A 16,286-nucleotide genomic window follows, 5' to 3' on the forward strand; every position below is an offset into this window, starting at 1 on the left:
GAGGGCGAGCGCTTCGTCGTCGGTGTATCGCCGTTCATGCATCGCACCGGCCCGTGGCTGCGGGGCGACAGGATTTTTCGGAGCCTCGGGTTTCTGTGCCGGTTTTCGCCAAGGTTCGCGGGACGCCACGTTTTTCGTCCGAGTGTATGACGACGACATGAGCTACTGCACGAAGGCGATGGTGCAATATGCCCTTGCACGGGATACAGGATCTTACGGGACGCCGGACCTGAGAACGGCCGCCGTAGTGCTGGCTGCGACAGCTTGCGATCAATTGATGCTGTGCGCTCAGCCGATCTTGAGCGTACAAGATGGTGAACGGGTTTTGTATCACGAATGCCTGGTGCGACTTCGCGGCACCGACGATCAACCGATCACATATCCGTCGGCGTTTATTCCCAGTCTGGAACGGCTTGGACTCATGCGCTTCCTGGACCGCTATGTCATTGGCATGGCCATCGAGTTCCTGGAGTCGAACTTCAACATTCGATTGGGCGTCAATATTTCCGCGCAAAGTGCGAATGAGATCGGAGGATGGGCATCGGTTCTTCGGCTGCTTGAAGGCAGACCGGACATAGCGTCTCGTCTTGTGGTGGAGATTACCGAAACTACGCAGTTGTCACCCGTAACAGGTCGAGTATTTGTCGAGCACCTGCGGCGTATCGGCTGCAGTATCGCCCTGGACGATTTTGGCGACGGGTTCAGCGTGGAGAATCGCGCGGTGATTTCTTCGCCCGAAATCATCAAGATTTCTGGTCGAATGTTACCGACGGGCGAATACGACGCGATACATCTCGAGCAGTTCAAGAAATTGGTGACTAGTGCCCGAGACCAGGCATCACAGGTGGTGGTGGAGGGAATAGAAAGCGCCGACGCATTACGCACCGCCTCGCTGGCCGGGGCTCACTGGGTGCAAGGCTACTACACTGGCAAGCCGAGCCGGTTGAGAATGACAGAGCAGTCCGCAGGTGGATCGGTAGGGCGCTCGATGCAGCAATTCGAGCGTATCGCCAATGCGGTGATCGATCCGCACATGGACAGAAAGATACACGGCGACGCGAGGCGTGCCTTTTCGGCCGGACTTGCAAGCGCGTTGTATGGCAGGCGTTCCGCTATCGCAACGAGTATGCGCAGTTACCTGACGGACGCGATGGAAAAACAGGCGGAAACACACAATACATCATCAGTGCGACTGCTTCGGTGTTTTGCCATGCTCGGTCGAATCAATGGCCAGGAATTGGCACGCTCGATGAAATCGGGAGTCGACTTGTGAATGGTCGATATCGGAATTCTCAAGCGCCAAGCGCCCAGCGGTTCAACCTGGAGGAATAAACGGAAATGGCGACCACCAGACCAGTATCTCGCGCCCGCGGACGCCTCGTCGTCGGCGTGTCGCTGTTCGTGCGCGGCGCCGGCCAGTCGCTGTGGGAAAACGGCATTTTCCAGAACTGCCTGCTGCTGATCCTGCTGCTGCGCCAGTCGCCGCTCGTCGCGGATGCCGTGATGGTCAACGGCGGCGAACAGGTCGCCGATCCGCAGATGATGCTCGGCGAGTGGAACGTGCCGCTGCTGTCGATGGACGAAGCGCTCGAGCGCTGCGACGTGCTGATCGAGATGAGCGCGCAATTCGGCGCGGACTACCTGCGCGCGTTCCGCGAGCGCGGCGGCAAGGTCGTCACGATGCGCGTCGGCAACGACTACGTGATCGACATCGAGCGCGCGATGTTCGACAAGCCGTCGGGCTTCCTGTTCTCGGGCGCGCCGTACGACGCGGTGTGGACGATTCCCGAATTCGAGCGCTCGTGCCTGCACTACTACCAGACGGGCTTGCGCGCACCGGTCACGATCGTCCCGCACATCTGGCACCCGATGCTGTTCGACAAGGCGCGCGCGACGCTCGGCGCCGGTTTGTCGTTCGGCTATCAGCCCGGCAAGCCCCGGTGGCGCGTGACGATGTTCGAGCCGAACATCTGCATGGTGAAGACCAGCATCATCCCGATGCTCGTGACCGAGGAAGCGTATCGCGCGAAGCCGGCGTTCCTCGAATTCGTGCGCGTATGCAACACGCTGCACCTGAAGGAACATCCGACGTTCGTGCACTTCGCGAAGAGCCTCGACATCGTGAACCACGGGATCACGACGTTCGAAAGCCGCTACGCGGTGTACGAATTCATGGCCGCGTACGGCGACGCGGTGGTGTCGCACACGTGGGAGAACGCGCAGAACTACCTGTATTACGAGTTGCTGTACGGCGACTATCCGCTGATCCACAACTCGCCGTTCCTCGGCAAGGCCGGGTATTTCTATCCGGACTTCAATTGTCAGGAGGGGGGATGGGCACTCTTGCAGGCATTTTCAGAGCACGACGCGAACCTCGACGAGTACCGCGGAAAATCGAAATACGTGCTCGACTCGGTCAGCATCTACAACCCCGAGAACGTCGCGGCCTATACGGATGCAATCGCCGTTCTCTATCGCGACGCGTAATGCGCAGACCTTTCCGGACCCCGACAATGAACCCACGCCCGACCCTTACCCGCGCAAAATGGCTGAGTGGCTGCGCCGCCGCATCGATCGCGATCGGCGCACACGCGCAATCTTCCAGTGAATCGGCCGACACGCTGCTCCGCGATTCCGATGCGGTATTCAAGCAGCTCGATTCAGGCCTGTACGGCGCGGTATGGACCGACGCCGCACCCTTCCTCAAGGCGCGCATCAAGCAGGACCAGTTCACGGCGCAGATGCAGCAAGCACGCCAGTCGGTCGGCGCGGTCAGCCATCGTGGCTGGGCGCAGGTCGCGCGCATCCGCTACGAGCACGCAAGCGGGATGCCCGACGGGCTCTACGCGAACGTCGATTACGCGACGACGCTGGCGAGCGGCGCCACGATGTTCGAGAAGCTGAGCTTCCGCCTCGAACCCGACGGCCGCTGGCACTTGACTGGCTACGTACCGCGAATAGAGCAGAATTTTATCCAGTAGATCGTTGATCTTCGTGGACGGATAGATCGCTTCCCATCTGTCCCGGCGATCGAACTCGCGAAGCATCACCCGTCACGTCGACCAGAAGCCGGGAACAACTTGGGTCGCTTGCTGCATGACGCCGGCCGCCTGAGCGAGGCCGTCGCGTGTCTGAGACGTGCGTTGACGCTCGATCCTGGCCGTGTACCGACGATATTCAACCTGAACCCTGCTCCTGCTCGCGATGGGGCAGTACGAGGAGGGCTGCGGCTTTACGAGGCCGCTACCAACTCTCGTCGCATTGGGGCGCTGATGCATCGAATCACGTTACGCCGGACCTGCCTGCGCCGCGGCGGGGGCGAGACGCTCGACGGGAAGTCGCTCATCGTCTGGCCGGAACAGGGGCTCGGCGATGTCGTGCAGTTCGCGCGGTATCTGCCGATGCTGAAGCGGCGCGGGCTGGCGACGCTGACGGTTAGTGTGCCCAGCTGCGCTGACGCGCCTGTTGCATCGGTCGACAGGGTCGATCGTTGCGTAACGCTCGGCGATGTGGCTACATTGCCGGCGCACGATTATGCGTGTCGAATCATGAGCTTGCCGATGCTGTGCGAGACGACGGTCGACACGATCCCCGCGACGTTTCCGTATTTACACGTTCCGGCGCCGCTGGTCGAGCGGTAGCGCAGCAACGTGCCGGCCGCAGGCTTCAAGGTTGGGCTAGTGTGGGCTGGCGATCCGCGAGCCGGTCAAGCAAGTGCGCACGCGACGGACCGTGGGCGCTCGCGGTCGGCGACCGCGAGTGATCGTCGATACAACGGTAATGGAAAATACGTCGATATTTGCGACTAACCGAATGCTTTTTTGCCTGCCAGCGGGATTGCCGATCGGCACGTTCGTCGCTTCAGCGATGGAGATTTCAGGGTACGTGCCGAGGCCTGCGTCGCTTGCCAGTCACACGGCGAGGCCCACTTGCAGCCCGATTTCGTTGGAGTGAGCAGCAGTCCAGTCACTTTGCCGTCGAAGACGGGTTTGTCGCTTGGTTTGAGCGCTTTGGCTTGTTTGTCGGTTAGCATCGGTTTTTGGCCCATCACGTAGCCCATCGGGGATGACTGGACAGGCTGGATGGAGTCAGAGCAAATTGGATGGATTGAAGACGCAAGTTATTGATTTGTTGAAGAACAATAGGATTTCACTGGATGTCCCTGGACGATAATCTGGCAGACGTGAGCGAATCCGTTTCCACGCCTCGCTCCCGTTCCCGTTCCGCCCGTTCGTCGGCCCGTTCGCGCCAGCGCTCGGCCGCAGCCGCAGGCAGCACGTCCGCCAGGGCGACGGCGCGATCCGGCAGCGCAGCGGCCGGCGACGCGCCGCGCGACGAACGGACGCTCGACCTGTTCGGCGATCCGGTGCTCGAGCCCGGCGAACGCATGCCGGTTGCGGTGCGCGATGAAGCGATCGTGGGAGCCGATGAGTCGGCCGGCGCCGACGACGGGCGACAGGCCACGCTGGACGGATTCAGCCCGCCGGCGGATGCGGCTGCCGCGGGGCTGGCGGAAGCTGAAGGGGCGGCGACGCTCGATGTGGCGACCGTGGTCGTTTCGACGCCTGAAGGCGGTTTGGCCGCGAACGTCAACGGTACATCTGCAGGGGATCGTGCAACGGAGGCAGCGGATTTGCCTGCCGGCGATCGCGTCGTCACGCAGGTCGACGTGCCGGTGATCGATGGCGCCGCGAAGGCGAAGACGAACACGACACTGCAAGCTGCCGATGGCGAGGCGGCGCAGGCGGCGGAATCGCAAGCGGCAGAGGGCGAAGTCGCGAAGCCTGCCGTCGAGGCGGCGGGCGTCAAATCCCGCGAAGGGAAATCTTCCGGTGATGCCGCGAAGGAACGCCGTTCGTCTTCGGGCGGCAAGCGCCGGGCGGCTGCCGGCGCAAGCGAAGCGACGGCGACGCAGGCCGCACCGGTTCCGACGCGCATCGATTCGAAGCCGGAAGCGGCTGACTTGAACCCGCCGCCGGTCGTCGCTGCACGGGTCGAGCCGCAGACGCCGGCAGAGCCGTCCGAACCGGCGATCACCCCGCATTCCGCGAAGCCCCGCGACACGACCCGGCATCCCGACGCTTCGCCGTCGCCGGTCACGCAGCCGGTGGGCTCCGCCGCATCGTTCGTGACCAAGCCCTCGTCGGAGCGTACGCAACCGCCCACGCCGGCCTTCGATCCGGACACGCACCTGCGCCCGCTGACCGACCGGATCGCCGCGCTGCAGTCCGACGTGGACGGCCTGACGCGCGCGGCCGATCGCGAGATGCGCCGCGTGAACCGCCTGCTGCTCGCGCTGGCCGTCGTCGTGCTGGCGGGGCTCGTCGCGCTGGTACTGCAAACGCGCCAGATCGCGCACCTGAAGCAGGACGTCGCCACCAAGCAGCAGCGGATCGATCGCCTCGCGGCCGATCTGTCGACGCAGCAGGCCACGCTGATGACGCTCGAAGAGCACCACGAAGCGCTTCTGTCGCAAGTCGACCGGCTTCAGCGCAACGCGAACCGCGAGGCGGCCGTCGGGAAGCGGGCTCACCGCGCGCGCTGATCGTTTCGACCCCATCCTGGAAGCCCGACGCAGCAAGGATCGCCGTTCCGCGCCGGCGATCGGCTGTCGCGCGCCTGCGGCAAACCGATGCAGCTCACTGGCAGAATTCAGGGAAAACCCTTAGAATGGAGGTCATCTAAGGGAAAACCCTAGCCACGTCTGTCAGGAGTCTCACATGAGCTTCATCTTCGCCCTGCTGCAAAAAATCGACGACCTGTTCGTCTCCCCGCACCTGCCGCTCGACGCCGAGTACTCGTACGCTGCGCGTCATGCGGAAGCCGAGCGCGTGCGCCGTGCGCACCTCGTGCCGATCGTCCTGTACCGTCGCTGATTCGCTGATTCGCTGATTCGCTGATTCGCTGATTCGCTGATTCGGCGCGGCGTTCGCCGCACCTGCCTGCCCGTTCTCCACCGCCGCATCGCGCGCCGGTGCGACTGTCCCGCTACACTGGAAGTCCGATTCCGTTCACGGCGACCGGGCCATGTTGCAGATGCGGCCGATGACGGCCGGCGAATTCCGCGCGTACCGCACGCGAGCTATCGACGGCTACGCGAGCGATCTCGTTTCCTCCGGACAAAATGCTGTCGAAGACGCGGCCGATCGTGCGCGCGCCTGTTTCGACACGCTGCTGCCGGACGGCCTGCTGACCGCCGGCCAGACCCTCGTCACGCTCATCGATGGCGCCAGCGGCGACACGGTGGGCGACCTCTGGTACGCGATCGTCCCCGAAGGGCCGAACCGCACGCTGTTCATCTACGACCTCGACATCGTCCCGTCCCGGCGCCGCCAGGGCTGGGCCACGCGTGCGCTCGACGCACTCGACGCCGAGGCGCGCCGCTACGGCGTCACCGAGATCGGGCTGTCGGTGTTCAATCACAACGCGGCGGCGCGCGCGCTGTATCGCGCGTGCGGCTTCGTGCCGATCACCACGACGTTGATCAAACCGGTCGTGTCGGACTGAATCCGCCGGCCGGCGATGCGTCGTCACATGCGGCCGGTTCGGCACGCCGCGTCGCCGGCCAACGCCGGCATGCGTCCCTATCCGCCCTGTTGGTCGAGCGTCGACCGCCGAACGGCCCATCCGGCCATCCGCCATTCACCGCTCACCGCTCACCGCTCACCGCTCACCGCTCACCGCTCACCGCGCGCGGCCTTTCCATCTCCGCAGCAGCAACGCGTTGGTCACGACGCTGACGCTGGAAAACGCCATCGCCGCGCCCGCGATCACCGGGTTCAGCAAGCCGAGCGCCGCGAGCGGCACGCCGACCAGGTTGTAGACGAACGCCCAGAACAGGTTCTGCTGGATCTTGCGGTACGTGCGTTTGGAGATGTCGATCGCGTCGGCGACGAGCGCCGGGTCGCCGCGCATCAGCGTGATGCCGGCCGTGTGCATCGCGACGTCGGTGCCGGTCGCCATCGCGATGCCGACGTCCGCCGCGGCGAGCGCGGGCGCATCGTTGATCCCGTCGCCGACCATCGCGACGATCCCGCCGTGCGTGCGCTTCAGCTCGGCGACGACGCGCGCCTTGTCGTCGGGCAGCACCTGCGCATGCACTTCGCCGATGCCGAGCGCCGCCGCGACGGCCGCCGCGCTGCCGCGGTTGTCGCCCGTCACGAGTGCGCTCGCGACGCCGCGCGCCGCCAGTGCCGCGATCGCGTCGCGGGCGCCCGGCTTCACGGTGTCGCCGAAGGCGATCAGCGCGAGCACCGCGCGCGGCGCGTCGGCACGCATCAGCCACGAGATCGTGTTGCCGGCGCGCTCGAGTTCCGCCGCGCGGGCGTCGAGCGCCGGCGGCACCGCGATGCCGAGTTCGTCGCGCCAGCGCGTGCTGCCGAGCGCGAGCCGCTGCCCGCCGACGTGCGCTTCCACGCCGCGCCCGGCCACCGCGCGCGCATCGGTCGCGACGGCCGGCTCCGCCGCGCCGACTTGTGCGGCCACGTCCGCTTCATGCGCGGCTACCACGGCCCGCGCGAGCGGATGGTCGCTCTGCCGCTGCACGGCCGCCGCGAGCGCGAGCGCCTCGCCGCGCGGCACGCCGACGGCGTCGAACGCGGTCACGGACGGTTTGCCTTCGGTCAGCGTACCGGTCTTGTCGAACGCGATCACGGTCGTGCGCTGCGCGAGTTCGAGCGCCTGCGCGTCCTTGATCAGCACGCCGTGCCGGGCCGCGACGCCCGTGCCGGCCATGATCGCGGCGGGCGTCGCGAGACCGAGCGCGCACGGGCATGCGATCACGAGCACCGCGACCGCGTTGAGGATCGCGGTTTCCATTCCCGCGCCGGCGATCAGCCAGCCGACCAGCGTCAGCACGGCGATGCCGAGGATCGCCGGCACGAACACCTCGCTGACGCGATCGACGAGGCGCTGGATCGGCGCCTTCTCGGCCTGCGCGGATTCGACGAGGCGGATGATGCGCGCGAGCGTCGTCTCCGCGCCGATCGCGGTGGTTTCGACGACGAGCGCGCCTTCGCCGTTGATCGAGCCGGCCGTGACCGCATCGCCGTCGTCTTTCGGCACGGGCAGGCTTTCGCCGGTGATCAGCGATTCGTCGATGTGCGAGCGGCCCGACACGATGCGGCCGTCGACGGGCACGCGCTCGCCGGGCCGGATGCTCACGTGCGTGCCGACGCGCACCTGCGACAGCGGCACGTCGCGTTCGACGCCATCCTCGACGACGCGCGCGCGGTCCGGCCGCAGCGCGTTCAGCGCGCGGATCGCCTCGGTGGTCTGGCGCTTCGCGCGCGATTCGAGCCACTTGCCGAAGCGCACGAGCGTGACGATGACGGCCGACGCCTCGAAATACAGATGGCCGGGATGCGCGGGATCGCGCAGCAACATCCACAGGCTCAGCCCGTACGCGGCCGACGTGCCGAGCGCGACGAGCAGGTCCATGTTGCCGGTGCGCGCCTTCACCGCATGCCAGGCCGCGCGGTAGAAGCGCGCGCCGAAGCCGAACTGGACGATCGACGCGAGCACGAGCTGGAGCCAGCCGGGCAGCATCAGGTCGATGCCGAACGGCGCGGCGAGCATCGGCGCGACGAGCGGCGCGCTCAGCATGGCGGCCCCGATCACGAGGTTGCGTTCGCGGATCGCTTCGCGGCGCTTGCGGGCGTCCAGGTCCTGCGCGGGGCCGGACGGTTGCAAGTCGGCGCCGGCCGGTGCGCCGGCGGGCGACGCGGCCGGAAGCGATGCATGGTAGCCGGCTGTGGTGACCGCCGCGATCAGCGTGGCGGCGTCGAGTGCGCCGGCGCCGTGCACCGACGCACGTTCGGTCGCGAGATTGACCGTCGCGCGCGTGACGCCCGGCACGGCGGCCAGCGCTTTTTCGACGCGGCCGGCGCAGGACGCGCAGGTCATGCCGCCGATGTCGAGTTCGACGACGGTGGAAGCAGGCGTGGCAGCGGAAGTGGCGGGCGGAGCCGCGACGGCTGCCGGTGTCGCGCCGTAGCCGGCTTGCTTCACCGCGTCGACGAGCTGTGCGGCGGATACGGCGTTCGACGCGTCGACGGTCGCGCGTTCGGTCGCGAGGTTGACCGACGCGCGCGTGACGCCCGGCACCTTCGCGAGCGCCTTCTCCACGCGCGACACGCATGACGCGCAGGTCATCCCGTCGATGTCGAGTTCGATGCTTGTGGGCGCGGTGGGCAATGCAGTGGCGGCGGCCGGGACGACGGTGTCCGACGCAGTTGGCGTCGCACCATAACCGGCCTGTCTCACGGCGTCCGCCAACTGGGTGGCCGAAACACCGGCCGACGCATCGACCGTCGCGCGTTCGGTCGCCAGGTTGACTGACGCTCGCGTAACGCCCGGCACCTTCGCCAGCGCTTTTTCGACGCGCGACACGCAAGACGCGCAGGTCATCCCGTCGATGTCGAGTTCGATCGTCGCAGCAGCGGGAGGAAGCCCGGAAGCCGCGGACGGCGTTTCGTCGCGCGACGCGTGCGCCGAATGCGTGGCCGCGCCGGCTTCGATGGCCGCTTCGCGCACCGCCGCGCGATAGCCAGCCTCCCGGACGGCGCCGACGAGCTGGCCCGCCGCGACGGTGTCCTGCGCCGTGACCGTCGCCGCATGCGTGTCGAGATCGACCGCCGCATCGACGACGCCCGGCACGGCGGCCAGCGCGCGCTGCACGCGGCCCGTGCAGCCGCCGCAATGCATGCCGTCGACGCTCAGTTCGATCGTTTGCAGCGCCGCGGAGGCAAGTGGTTCAGTCATGTCGGATTTCCCAAAAGCGCGGTTCGTACCGCGAATGGTTCCAGTATCAACATTCCCATGATGGTAAGGTCAAGCGTCGGCGACGATGCGACGCATGCCGATGCACACAGGGTGTCACAACGCGGAAAAAGCGAGCGCCCGGCTTCCGGACGGACAGCCGGGCGATCGTGGCCGGGGCGGGTGGGTGCGTGCTCAGGCGCAGAGCTTGGCGCTGGCGAGGCGATTGAGACTGACGCCCTGCTCGGCGGCCTGGATGACCAGCGCGCGGTGCGCCTGCGGCGGGATGCGGACCTTGAATTCACCGCTGTAGGTTCGGTCGGCGATCGGCTCGGGCACCGTCTCGCCATTCGCCGTCATCTCGTGCACGACGTCGGCGACGAGCCGCCGAATACCGACCAGCGCGCCCTCGGGCGTTGCATCGAGCCACGAAAGAGACGGGAACTCCGCGCAGAGGCCGACGTGCTCCCCGTCCTCCGGGGACCACGTTACGCGGTACGTAAAGTGGTCTTGGTTCATGATTTCTGTTCCTTCAGTCGATCGATCGCGTCGAGAACCTGCCGCACCGGATAGGCCTTTGCCTTCCCGCGATCATTCTGGATATTCACTCGAGGATCGCCTTGCCACGGTGTCTTGAAAATAGCATGGCTGGAACCGGATTGACGGGCCGCTCCGAAGTGGGCCTCGCAGATCTTGAACAGATCGTTGAAGCGCACATTCGCGGGCTCGCGCCTCATTTGGTCGAGGATCTTCCATTCGCTTGCCATAGCCTATGGTGTCAATAGTGACACCATTTGTCAATCCTCGCCGACGATCTTCGCCTGCCAACCGTTCCAGATTTTTGCTGAATCCCATGAAATATTTCAGAATCGTTGACGGTTCGGCTAGCGTTTTACCCGTTATTCGGCATATTGGGGGATGCCCTTAGGCGCTATGATACCGGCCTGACATCAGCGCCCACCGTTACGAAGCGTCACGAACGGTCATCCGGGCACGCTGGGGTGCCTTGCTTCGCCGTTCGCGAGACGAACAAGGCGTTGACTGAAAAGAACGATATTCGGCCAGTAATCGATGATTGAAAACCAGCGAGAATCAGTTTCTCTGCGACGCGCGTGCGCGTCGCTGGCCATTGCGGCGTTGCTTGCAGGATGCGCGTCGCAACCGGATGCGATCCAGCGCAAGACCGGCTGGATGCGCGCGGAAGTCGCCGACTCCTATATCTATGCGTATCCGCTCGTGCTGATGGACGTCGCGAAGGAAGCGGCGACGGGCGGCGACGGCGCGCAACCGGGGCAGGCGCCGCTCAACACGCTGCGCCACGCGCAGGCGCTGCCGCCTGTCGGCGCGGTCAATCCGCCGCTGCCGGGCGTCGACACGCTCGACTCGACCGGCTGGCTCGACGTCGCCGCCGAACCCGTGATCGTCACGCTGCCCGACACGCGCGGCCGCTATTGGGACGCACGCGCACTCGACATGTGGACGAACGTGCTGTGGTCGTCGTCGAGCGTCGCGGCACGCGGTACGCGTGGCGCCGGGCGAGCGCAAACGATTGCCTTCGCCGCGAAGGGATGGCAGGGCACGTTGCCGAAGGGCGTGGTGCGCGTCGACGTGCCGTCCGCCAATGCGTGGCTCGAAGTGCGGCTGCAGACGAGCGGCGGGCGCGACCTGACGAACGTGAAGAAACTGCAGCGCGCGATCCGCGTGGTGCCGCTGTCGGTCTACACCGGTGCCGAGCGCGGCGCGTCGGTCGCGGTCCACGCGGGCAGCGCGCCGTCCGAAGCGGTGGGCGGCGGCACGCCGGCCGAGCAGGTGGCCGCGCTTGATCCGAAGGCGTTCTTCACGCGCTTCGCGCGGGCGCTGCAGGACAATCCGCCGCCGGCCGACGATGCGCACGCGCAGGAATCGCTCGGCGACATCGGCGTGACGGCCGGCTATCCGGTACTGTGGACGGGCGACCGTCTCACGGCCGCGACGGCCGGCGTGGCCGAGGCGCGCGCGCGGCTCGCGACGCCGCCGTCGAACCTGCTGAATGCGAACGGCTGGACCTGGATCGGCGATACGGCCGGCAAGTACGGCCAGGACTACGCGCTGCGCGCGTACGCCGCCTTCACGCAGTTCGGCACCGCGACGCGCGACGACGAGACGCTCGCGGTCACCCGCGTTGATAGCGACGGTCATGCGCTGAACGGCGCGAACCGCTACGTGCTGCATTTCGCGCCGGGCGCGCTGCCGCCGGTACGCGCATTCTGGACGCTCACGCCGTACACGACCAACGGTGCGCTGCCCGACGTCGGATCGGCGCGGCGCTCGCTCGGCGATCGCGACCGGCTGCGCCGCAACCGCGACGGCTCGATCGACATCGTCGTATCGGCGTCGCCGGGCGGCACGCATGCGGCCAATTGGCTGCCGGCGCCGCGTACCGATTTCGCGCTCGCGTTGCGGCTGTACGCGCCGAAGCCGCAGGCGAGCGATGGGTCGTGGATGCCGCCCGTCGTCGTCCGGAAATGAACGGTTGACCGCCGCCGTTGTCCGACCGGCGGGCGCGGCGGCGCCCGACCGCCGTACCGTCACCTCCTGAGCCTATACTTTCGGGATAGCGTGCGCGGCCGCCCGGTTGGTCCGGTGCGGCCCGGCATCCATTCCCGAGGCATTCAAGCATGGCAAGCGCAGACAAAGAAACCCTACCCTCGACCCTCCATGCCCTCGGTGGCGTTGCACGCTCGCACCGGACCCGGCGTATCGGCATCGGCCTGCTGATCTTCGTCGTTTTGTTTGGACTGCTCGGCTTCTTCGCGGCGCCGCCGCTGATCCGCCATGTCGCCGAACAGCAGTTGAGCAAGCAGCTCGACCGGCCGGCCACGATCCAGCGCATCGCGCTGAACCCGTACACGCTCAACCTCGAAGCCGACGGCATCCATCTCGGCGAGCGCGGCGGCCAGGGCGACTTCATCGACATCGGCAAGCTCGTCGTGAGGCCGTCGTGGTCGTCGCTGTTTCGCGGCGCACCGATCGTCAACGAGATCCGGCTCGACTCGCCGCGTTTTCACGTCGTCCGCTACGACGCGCAGCGCTTCAACTTCACCGACCTGATCGAGAAGTTCTCGTCGCCGTCGCCGACACCCGATAGCAAGCCGACGCAATTCTCGGTGTCGAACATCCAGGTCAACGACGGCCGGATCGATTTCGACGATCGCCTGCTGAACGAAAAGCACGTGGTCGACAACTGGACGCTCGGCATTCCGTACATCGCGACGCTGGCCTCGAAGACGGACATCTTCGTCGAGCCGAAGCTGCGCGCGCGCTTCGACGGCAGCCCGATCTCGATCGACGGCAGGACCAAGCCGTTCGCGCAGTCGCGCGAATCGGAGATCGTGCTGAAGTTCGACCGCCTCGACGTGCCGAAGCTGATCTCGTACGTGCCGGCGAAGCTGCCGGTGGCCGTGACGAGCGGGCTGCTGAGCAGCAACCTCACGGTCAATTTCGTGATGAGCGGCGAAACGCCCGCGCTGCGCGTGTCGGGCACCGTCGACCTGAACGACGCGAAGGTGACCGACCGCGCGTCCGCGCCGCTGTTCGCCGCGCGCGGCGTGCACGTCGCGGCGGCCGGGCTGGAACCGCTGCGCAACGCGATGCACTTCGACGAGATCCGGCTCGACCAGCCGGTGGTCGACCTGTCGCGCGACAAGCAGGGCGTGCTGAACGTCGAGAAGCTCGTCGCGCAACCGGCCGCCGCGCCGAAGGTCGAAGCCGGCAAGCCGGCCGCGTCGGCCGTCGCCGTTTCCGGAGCGTCCGCGGCGTCCGGCGCGACCGTCGCCGCGGCCAGCGGCGCCAGCGGTGCGAAGGCCGAAGGCGCCGCCGCGAAGGAAACGCCGCCGCTCGACCTGACGATCCGTCACGTCGCGATCGACGGCGGCACGATCAACGTCGACGACCGCGTGCCGGCGACGCCGACCGCGCTGTCGCTGACGAAGCTCGCCGCGACGCTCGACGGCTTCACGCTGCAGGGCAAGACGCCGGCGAAATACACGCTGTCGACGTCGCTGTCGCGCGGCGGCGACGTGAACGCCGAAGGCACGTTCAATCTCGCGGTGAAGCAGGCCGACACGAAGCTGACGGTCGCCGCGCTCGCGCTGCCGGCGCTGCAGCCGTACCTCGGCGAGGCGACGCGTGCGCGCGTGCTCGACGGCACGCTCGGCGCGACCGTCAACGCGAAAACCGACTGGGGCAAGACGCCGCTCGCCGCGGAAGTCGCGGACAGCACGGTGAGCCTGAAATCGCTGAAGATCGCCGCGCCGGACAACAAGGCGCCCGCGATCGTGCTGCCCGACGCGAACGCGAAGATCGCGAAGGTCGACGTCGCCGCGCGCACCGCGGAAATCGCGAGCGTCGACGCGACTGGCCTCGCGCTCGACGTGAAGCGCCTGAAGGACGGCAAGATCGATCTCGCGGCGCTGGGCGAGCCCGCGCAGGCGGCCGTGCCGCCGCGTACGGTCGCGCGCAAGGCGCAGGCCGCCGCGCCGTCGTGGCACTACCGGATCGACGCGCTGAACGTGAAGGACGCGTCCGCGAACTTCACCGACCTGTCGACGCCGCGCCCGGTGAAGCTGGCGATCAAGCCGCTCGACCTGTCGGTGCAGAAGGTGAGCGACGACCTGACGAAGCCGCTGCCCGTGCAACTGAAGGCGACGCTGAACCGCAAGGGCTCGCTGAACGTGACGGGCGACGTGACCGCGCAGCCGCTGAAGCTCGGCCTGAAGATCAACGGCAACCGCCTCGACGCGGCCGCGTTCGAGCCGTACTTTGGCAGCGCGCTGAACGCGACGATCGCGAGCGCGCTGCTCAACGCGCAAGGCAACCTGACGTTCGCGCAGGCGAAGGACACGCCGCGCGCGACCTACCGCGGCGACGTCGCGCTGGTCGACGTGCGGATGCTCGACAAGGCGACGTCCGACCCGTTCGCCGGCTGGCGCTCGCTCGCGCTGTCGAACCTGAAGGCGAACTATGACGAGAAGGGCACCGACGTCGACGCCGCGCGCGTGACGTTCTCGAACTTCTACGGTCGCGTGCTGCTCGACGCGCAGGGCCGGCTGAACCTGAAGGACGTGGTCGCGAAGGAGACGGGTCCCGCGCAGTCGCTCACGCGCGACGCGAGCAAGGGCGAGCCGGTGCCGCTGTCGCCGGGCGTGACGCCGCCGGCCGCCGCGCAGGCCGCCTCGGCCGCAGCCGCGCAGCAGGCGTCCGTGCCGGCCGCCGCGTCGGCGACGGTGGTCGTGAAGGCCGCGCCGCAGCCGCAGAACCCGGTGCGGATGCACTTCGGCGAACTGGTGCTGCAGAACGGCCGCGTCACGTACACGGACAACTTCATCAAGCCGAACTACACGGCGAACCTCGTCGCGATCAAGGGCACGGTCGGTGCGTTCGGCACGGATTCGACGACGTCCGCGCCGGTCGACGTCGCCGCGAACCTCGCGGGCAACGGGCCGATCTCGATCAAGGGCACGGTGAACCCGCTGATCGAGAAGCCGGCGCTCGACCTCACGGCCACCGCGCACGACATCGAGTTGACCAACCTGACGCCGTATTCGGCGAAGTACGCGGGCTATCCGATCACGAAGGGCAAGCTCAACGTCGACCTGCACTACCAGCTCGCGAACGACCAACTTTCGGCGAACAACCACATCTTCATCGACCAGCTCACGTTCGGCGATCACGTCGAGAACGACACCGCGACGAAGCTGCCGGTGAAGCTCGCGATCTCGCTGCTGAAGAACACGCGCGGCCAGATCGACGTGAACCTGCCGGTGTCGGGTTCGCTGTCGAATCCGGAATTCAGCGTCGGCGGGCTGATCTGGCACGCGGTGCTGAACCTGATCGCGAAGGCGGTCACGTCGCCGTTCACGCTGCTCGCGAATGCGTTCGGCGGCGGTGGCGGCGAGGATCTCGGCTACGTCGAGTTCGCGCCGGGCTCGTACCAGTTGACCGACGCGCAGCAGAAGAAGCTCGACACCGTCGTGAAGATGCTGACCGAGAAGCCGTCGATCCGCCTCGACCTGATCGGCCGCGTCGATCCGGCGCAGGACACGCCGGGGCTGCGCGACGCGTACGTCGAGCGGCTGGTGCGCCAGCAGAAGCTGAAGGACGTGATCGGCCAGGGCGAGAGCGTCGATCCGATGTCGGTGAAGGTCGACAAGGCCGAATACTCGAAGTACCTGACGCGCGCGTACAAGGCCGCCGACTTCAAGAAGCCGCGCAACCTCGTCGGCCTGCAGAAGACGCTGCCCGATGCGGACATGAAGCAGGCGCTCGCCGATCACGCGCCGGCCGACGACAACGCGCTGCGGGCGCTCGCGCAGCAGCGCGCGCAGGCCGTGCGCCAGTATCTCGACGGCAAGATCGACTCGAGCCGCATGTTCGTCGTCGCGCCGAAGCTCGACGCGAAGGGCATCTCGGACAAGGGCGCGACGACCCGCGTCGACTTCGGGCTGCAGTAAGCGTTACCACCATCCGTGATCCGCCGCCGCGCCCGC

The 16,286-nt window shown here is 67.0% G+C and carries 12 protein-coding genes; 9 read left to right on the forward strand and 3 right to left on the reverse strand.

The genetic code is table 11. From position 1 onward, the window contains the following. The first annotated feature begins 157 nt into the window (after positions 1-157). The 7 genes from KR541_RS20975 to KR541_RS21005 all read left to right on the forward strand — a co-directional run bounded on the left by KR541_RS20975 (position 158) and on the right by KR541_RS21005 (position 6,507). Positions 158-1,273, forward strand: a complete 1,116-nt coding sequence (locus KR541_RS20975; RefSeq protein ID WP_176016294.1) for an EAL domain-containing protein — start codon at positions 158-160, stop codon at positions 1,271-1,273. Positions 1,274-1,338: 65 nt separating this feature from the next. Next, positions 1,339-2,487 (forward strand): DUF2827 domain-containing protein, encoded by a 1,149-nt coding sequence (locus tag KR541_RS20980; protein ID WP_060733344.1) that lies wholly within the window; start codon positions 1,339-1,341, stop codon positions 2,485-2,487. A 26-nt stretch (positions 2,488-2,513) separates the two neighbouring features. Then, the gene (locus KR541_RS20985) at positions 2,514-2,981 is read left to right on the forward strand and encodes a DUF4019 domain-containing protein (RefSeq protein WP_050012205.1); all 468 of its coding nucleotides are present in this window, start codon (positions 2,514-2,516) and stop codon (positions 2,979-2,981) included. Between the two features lie 162 nt (positions 2,982-3,143). Beyond that, positions 3,144-3,641: a hypothetical protein gene (locus KR541_RS20990; RefSeq protein WP_124631333.1), complete on the forward strand. Its 498-nt coding sequence runs from the start codon at positions 3,144-3,146 to the stop codon at positions 3,639-3,641. 542 nt (positions 3,642-4,183) lie between these two features. Beyond that, positions 4,184-5,545: a flagellar hook-length control protein FliK gene (locus KR541_RS20995; protein WP_204384476.1), complete on the forward strand. Its 1,362-nt coding sequence runs from the start codon at positions 4,184-4,186 to the stop codon at positions 5,543-5,545. 175 nt (positions 5,546-5,720) lie between these two features. Continuing rightward, entirely contained in the window at positions 5,721-5,876 is a 156-nt protein-coding gene (locus tag KR541_RS21000; protein ID WP_162838117.1) for a hypothetical protein, read from the forward strand. Between the two features lie 151 nt (positions 5,877-6,027). Further along, positions 6,028-6,507, forward strand: coding sequence for a GNAT family N-acetyltransferase (locus KR541_RS21005; protein WP_089489872.1), 480 nt, complete (start codon positions 6,028-6,030; stop codon positions 6,505-6,507). 177 nt (positions 6,508-6,684) lie between these two features. Here KR541_RS21005 and KR541_RS21010 read toward each other — a convergent pair whose 3' ends face one another. The 3 genes from KR541_RS21010 to KR541_RS21020 all read right to left on the reverse strand — a co-directional run bounded on the left by KR541_RS21010 (position 6,685) and on the right by KR541_RS21020 (position 10,526). Beyond that, entirely contained in the window at positions 6,685-9,762 is a 3,078-nt protein-coding gene (locus KR541_RS21010) for a heavy metal translocating P-type ATPase (RefSeq protein WP_124631332.1), read from the reverse strand. A gap of 192 nt (positions 9,763-9,954) precedes the next feature. After that, on the reverse strand, positions 9,955-10,278 hold the full coding sequence (locus KR541_RS21015; RefSeq protein WP_050012202.1) for a type II toxin-antitoxin system HicB family antitoxin: 324 nt from the start codon (positions 10,276-10,278) through the stop codon (positions 9,955-9,957). Then, the gene (locus KR541_RS21020; protein WP_050012201.1) at positions 10,275-10,526 is read right to left on the reverse strand and encodes a toxin HicA; all 252 of its coding nucleotides are present in this window, start codon (positions 10,524-10,526) and stop codon (positions 10,275-10,277) included. Before KR541_RS21020 ends, KR541_RS21015 begins: the two co-directional genes overlap by 4 nt. 304 nt (positions 10,527-10,830) lie before the next feature. On the opposite strand from KR541_RS21020, the gene KR541_RS21025 reads away from it, so the two are divergent. Then, positions 10,831-12,267, forward strand: a complete 1,437-nt coding sequence (locus KR541_RS21025; RefSeq protein WP_050012200.1) for a DUF1254 domain-containing protein — start codon at positions 10,831-10,833, stop codon at positions 12,265-12,267. 149 nt (positions 12,268-12,416) lie between these two features. Further along, a complete protein-coding gene (locus KR541_RS21030; RefSeq protein WP_216089763.1) occupies positions 12,417-16,250 on the forward strand; it encodes a DUF748 domain-containing protein in 3,834 nt (1,277 codons plus the stop codon). Positions 16,251-16,286: the final 36 nt, after the last annotated feature.

Source organism: Burkholderia sola (assembly GCF_905400185.1).
GTDB classification, from domain to species: Bacteria; Pseudomonadota; Gammaproteobacteria; order Burkholderiales; family Burkholderiaceae; genus Burkholderia; species Burkholderia sola.

What these genes read in the sequence shown, in the direction of transcription:
- KR541_RS20975 (WP_176016294.1), top strand. Translation starts at nt 158, where the DNA reads ATGAGCTACTGCACGAAGGCGATGGTGCAATATGCCCTTGCACGGGAT.
- KR541_RS20980 (WP_060733344.1), top strand. Translation starts at nt 1,339, where the DNA reads ATGGCGACCACCAGACCAGTATCTCGCGCCCGCGGACGCCTCGTCGTC.
- KR541_RS20985 (WP_050012205.1), top strand. Translation starts at nt 2,514, where the DNA reads ATGAACCCACGCCCGACCCTTACCCGCGCAAAATGGCTGAGTGGCTGC.
- KR541_RS21000 (WP_162838117.1), top strand. Translation starts at nt 5,721, where the DNA reads ATGAGCTTCATCTTCGCCCTGCTGCAAAAAATCGACGACCTGTTCGTC.
- KR541_RS21005 (WP_089489872.1), top strand. Translation starts at nt 6,028, where the DNA reads ATGTTGCAGATGCGGCCGATGACGGCCGGCGAATTCCGCGCGTACCGC.
- KR541_RS21010 (WP_124631332.1), bottom strand. Translation starts at nt 9,762, where the DNA reads ATGACTGAACCACTTGCCTCCGCGGCGCTGCAAACGATCGAACTGAGC.
- KR541_RS21015 (WP_050012202.1), bottom strand. Translation starts at nt 10,278, where the DNA reads ATGAACCAAGACCACTTTACGTACCGCGTAACGTGGTCCCCGGAGGAC.
- KR541_RS21020 (WP_050012201.1), bottom strand. Translation starts at nt 10,526, where the DNA reads ATGGCAAGCGAATGGAAGATCCTCGACCAAATGAGGCGCGAGCCCGCG.
- KR541_RS21025 (WP_050012200.1), top strand. Translation starts at nt 10,831, where the DNA reads ATGATTGAAAACCAGCGAGAATCAGTTTCTCTGCGACGCGCGTGCGCG.
- KR541_RS21030 (WP_216089763.1), top strand. Translation starts at nt 12,417, where the DNA reads ATGGCAAGCGCAGACAAAGAAACCCTACCCTCGACCCTCCATGCCCTC.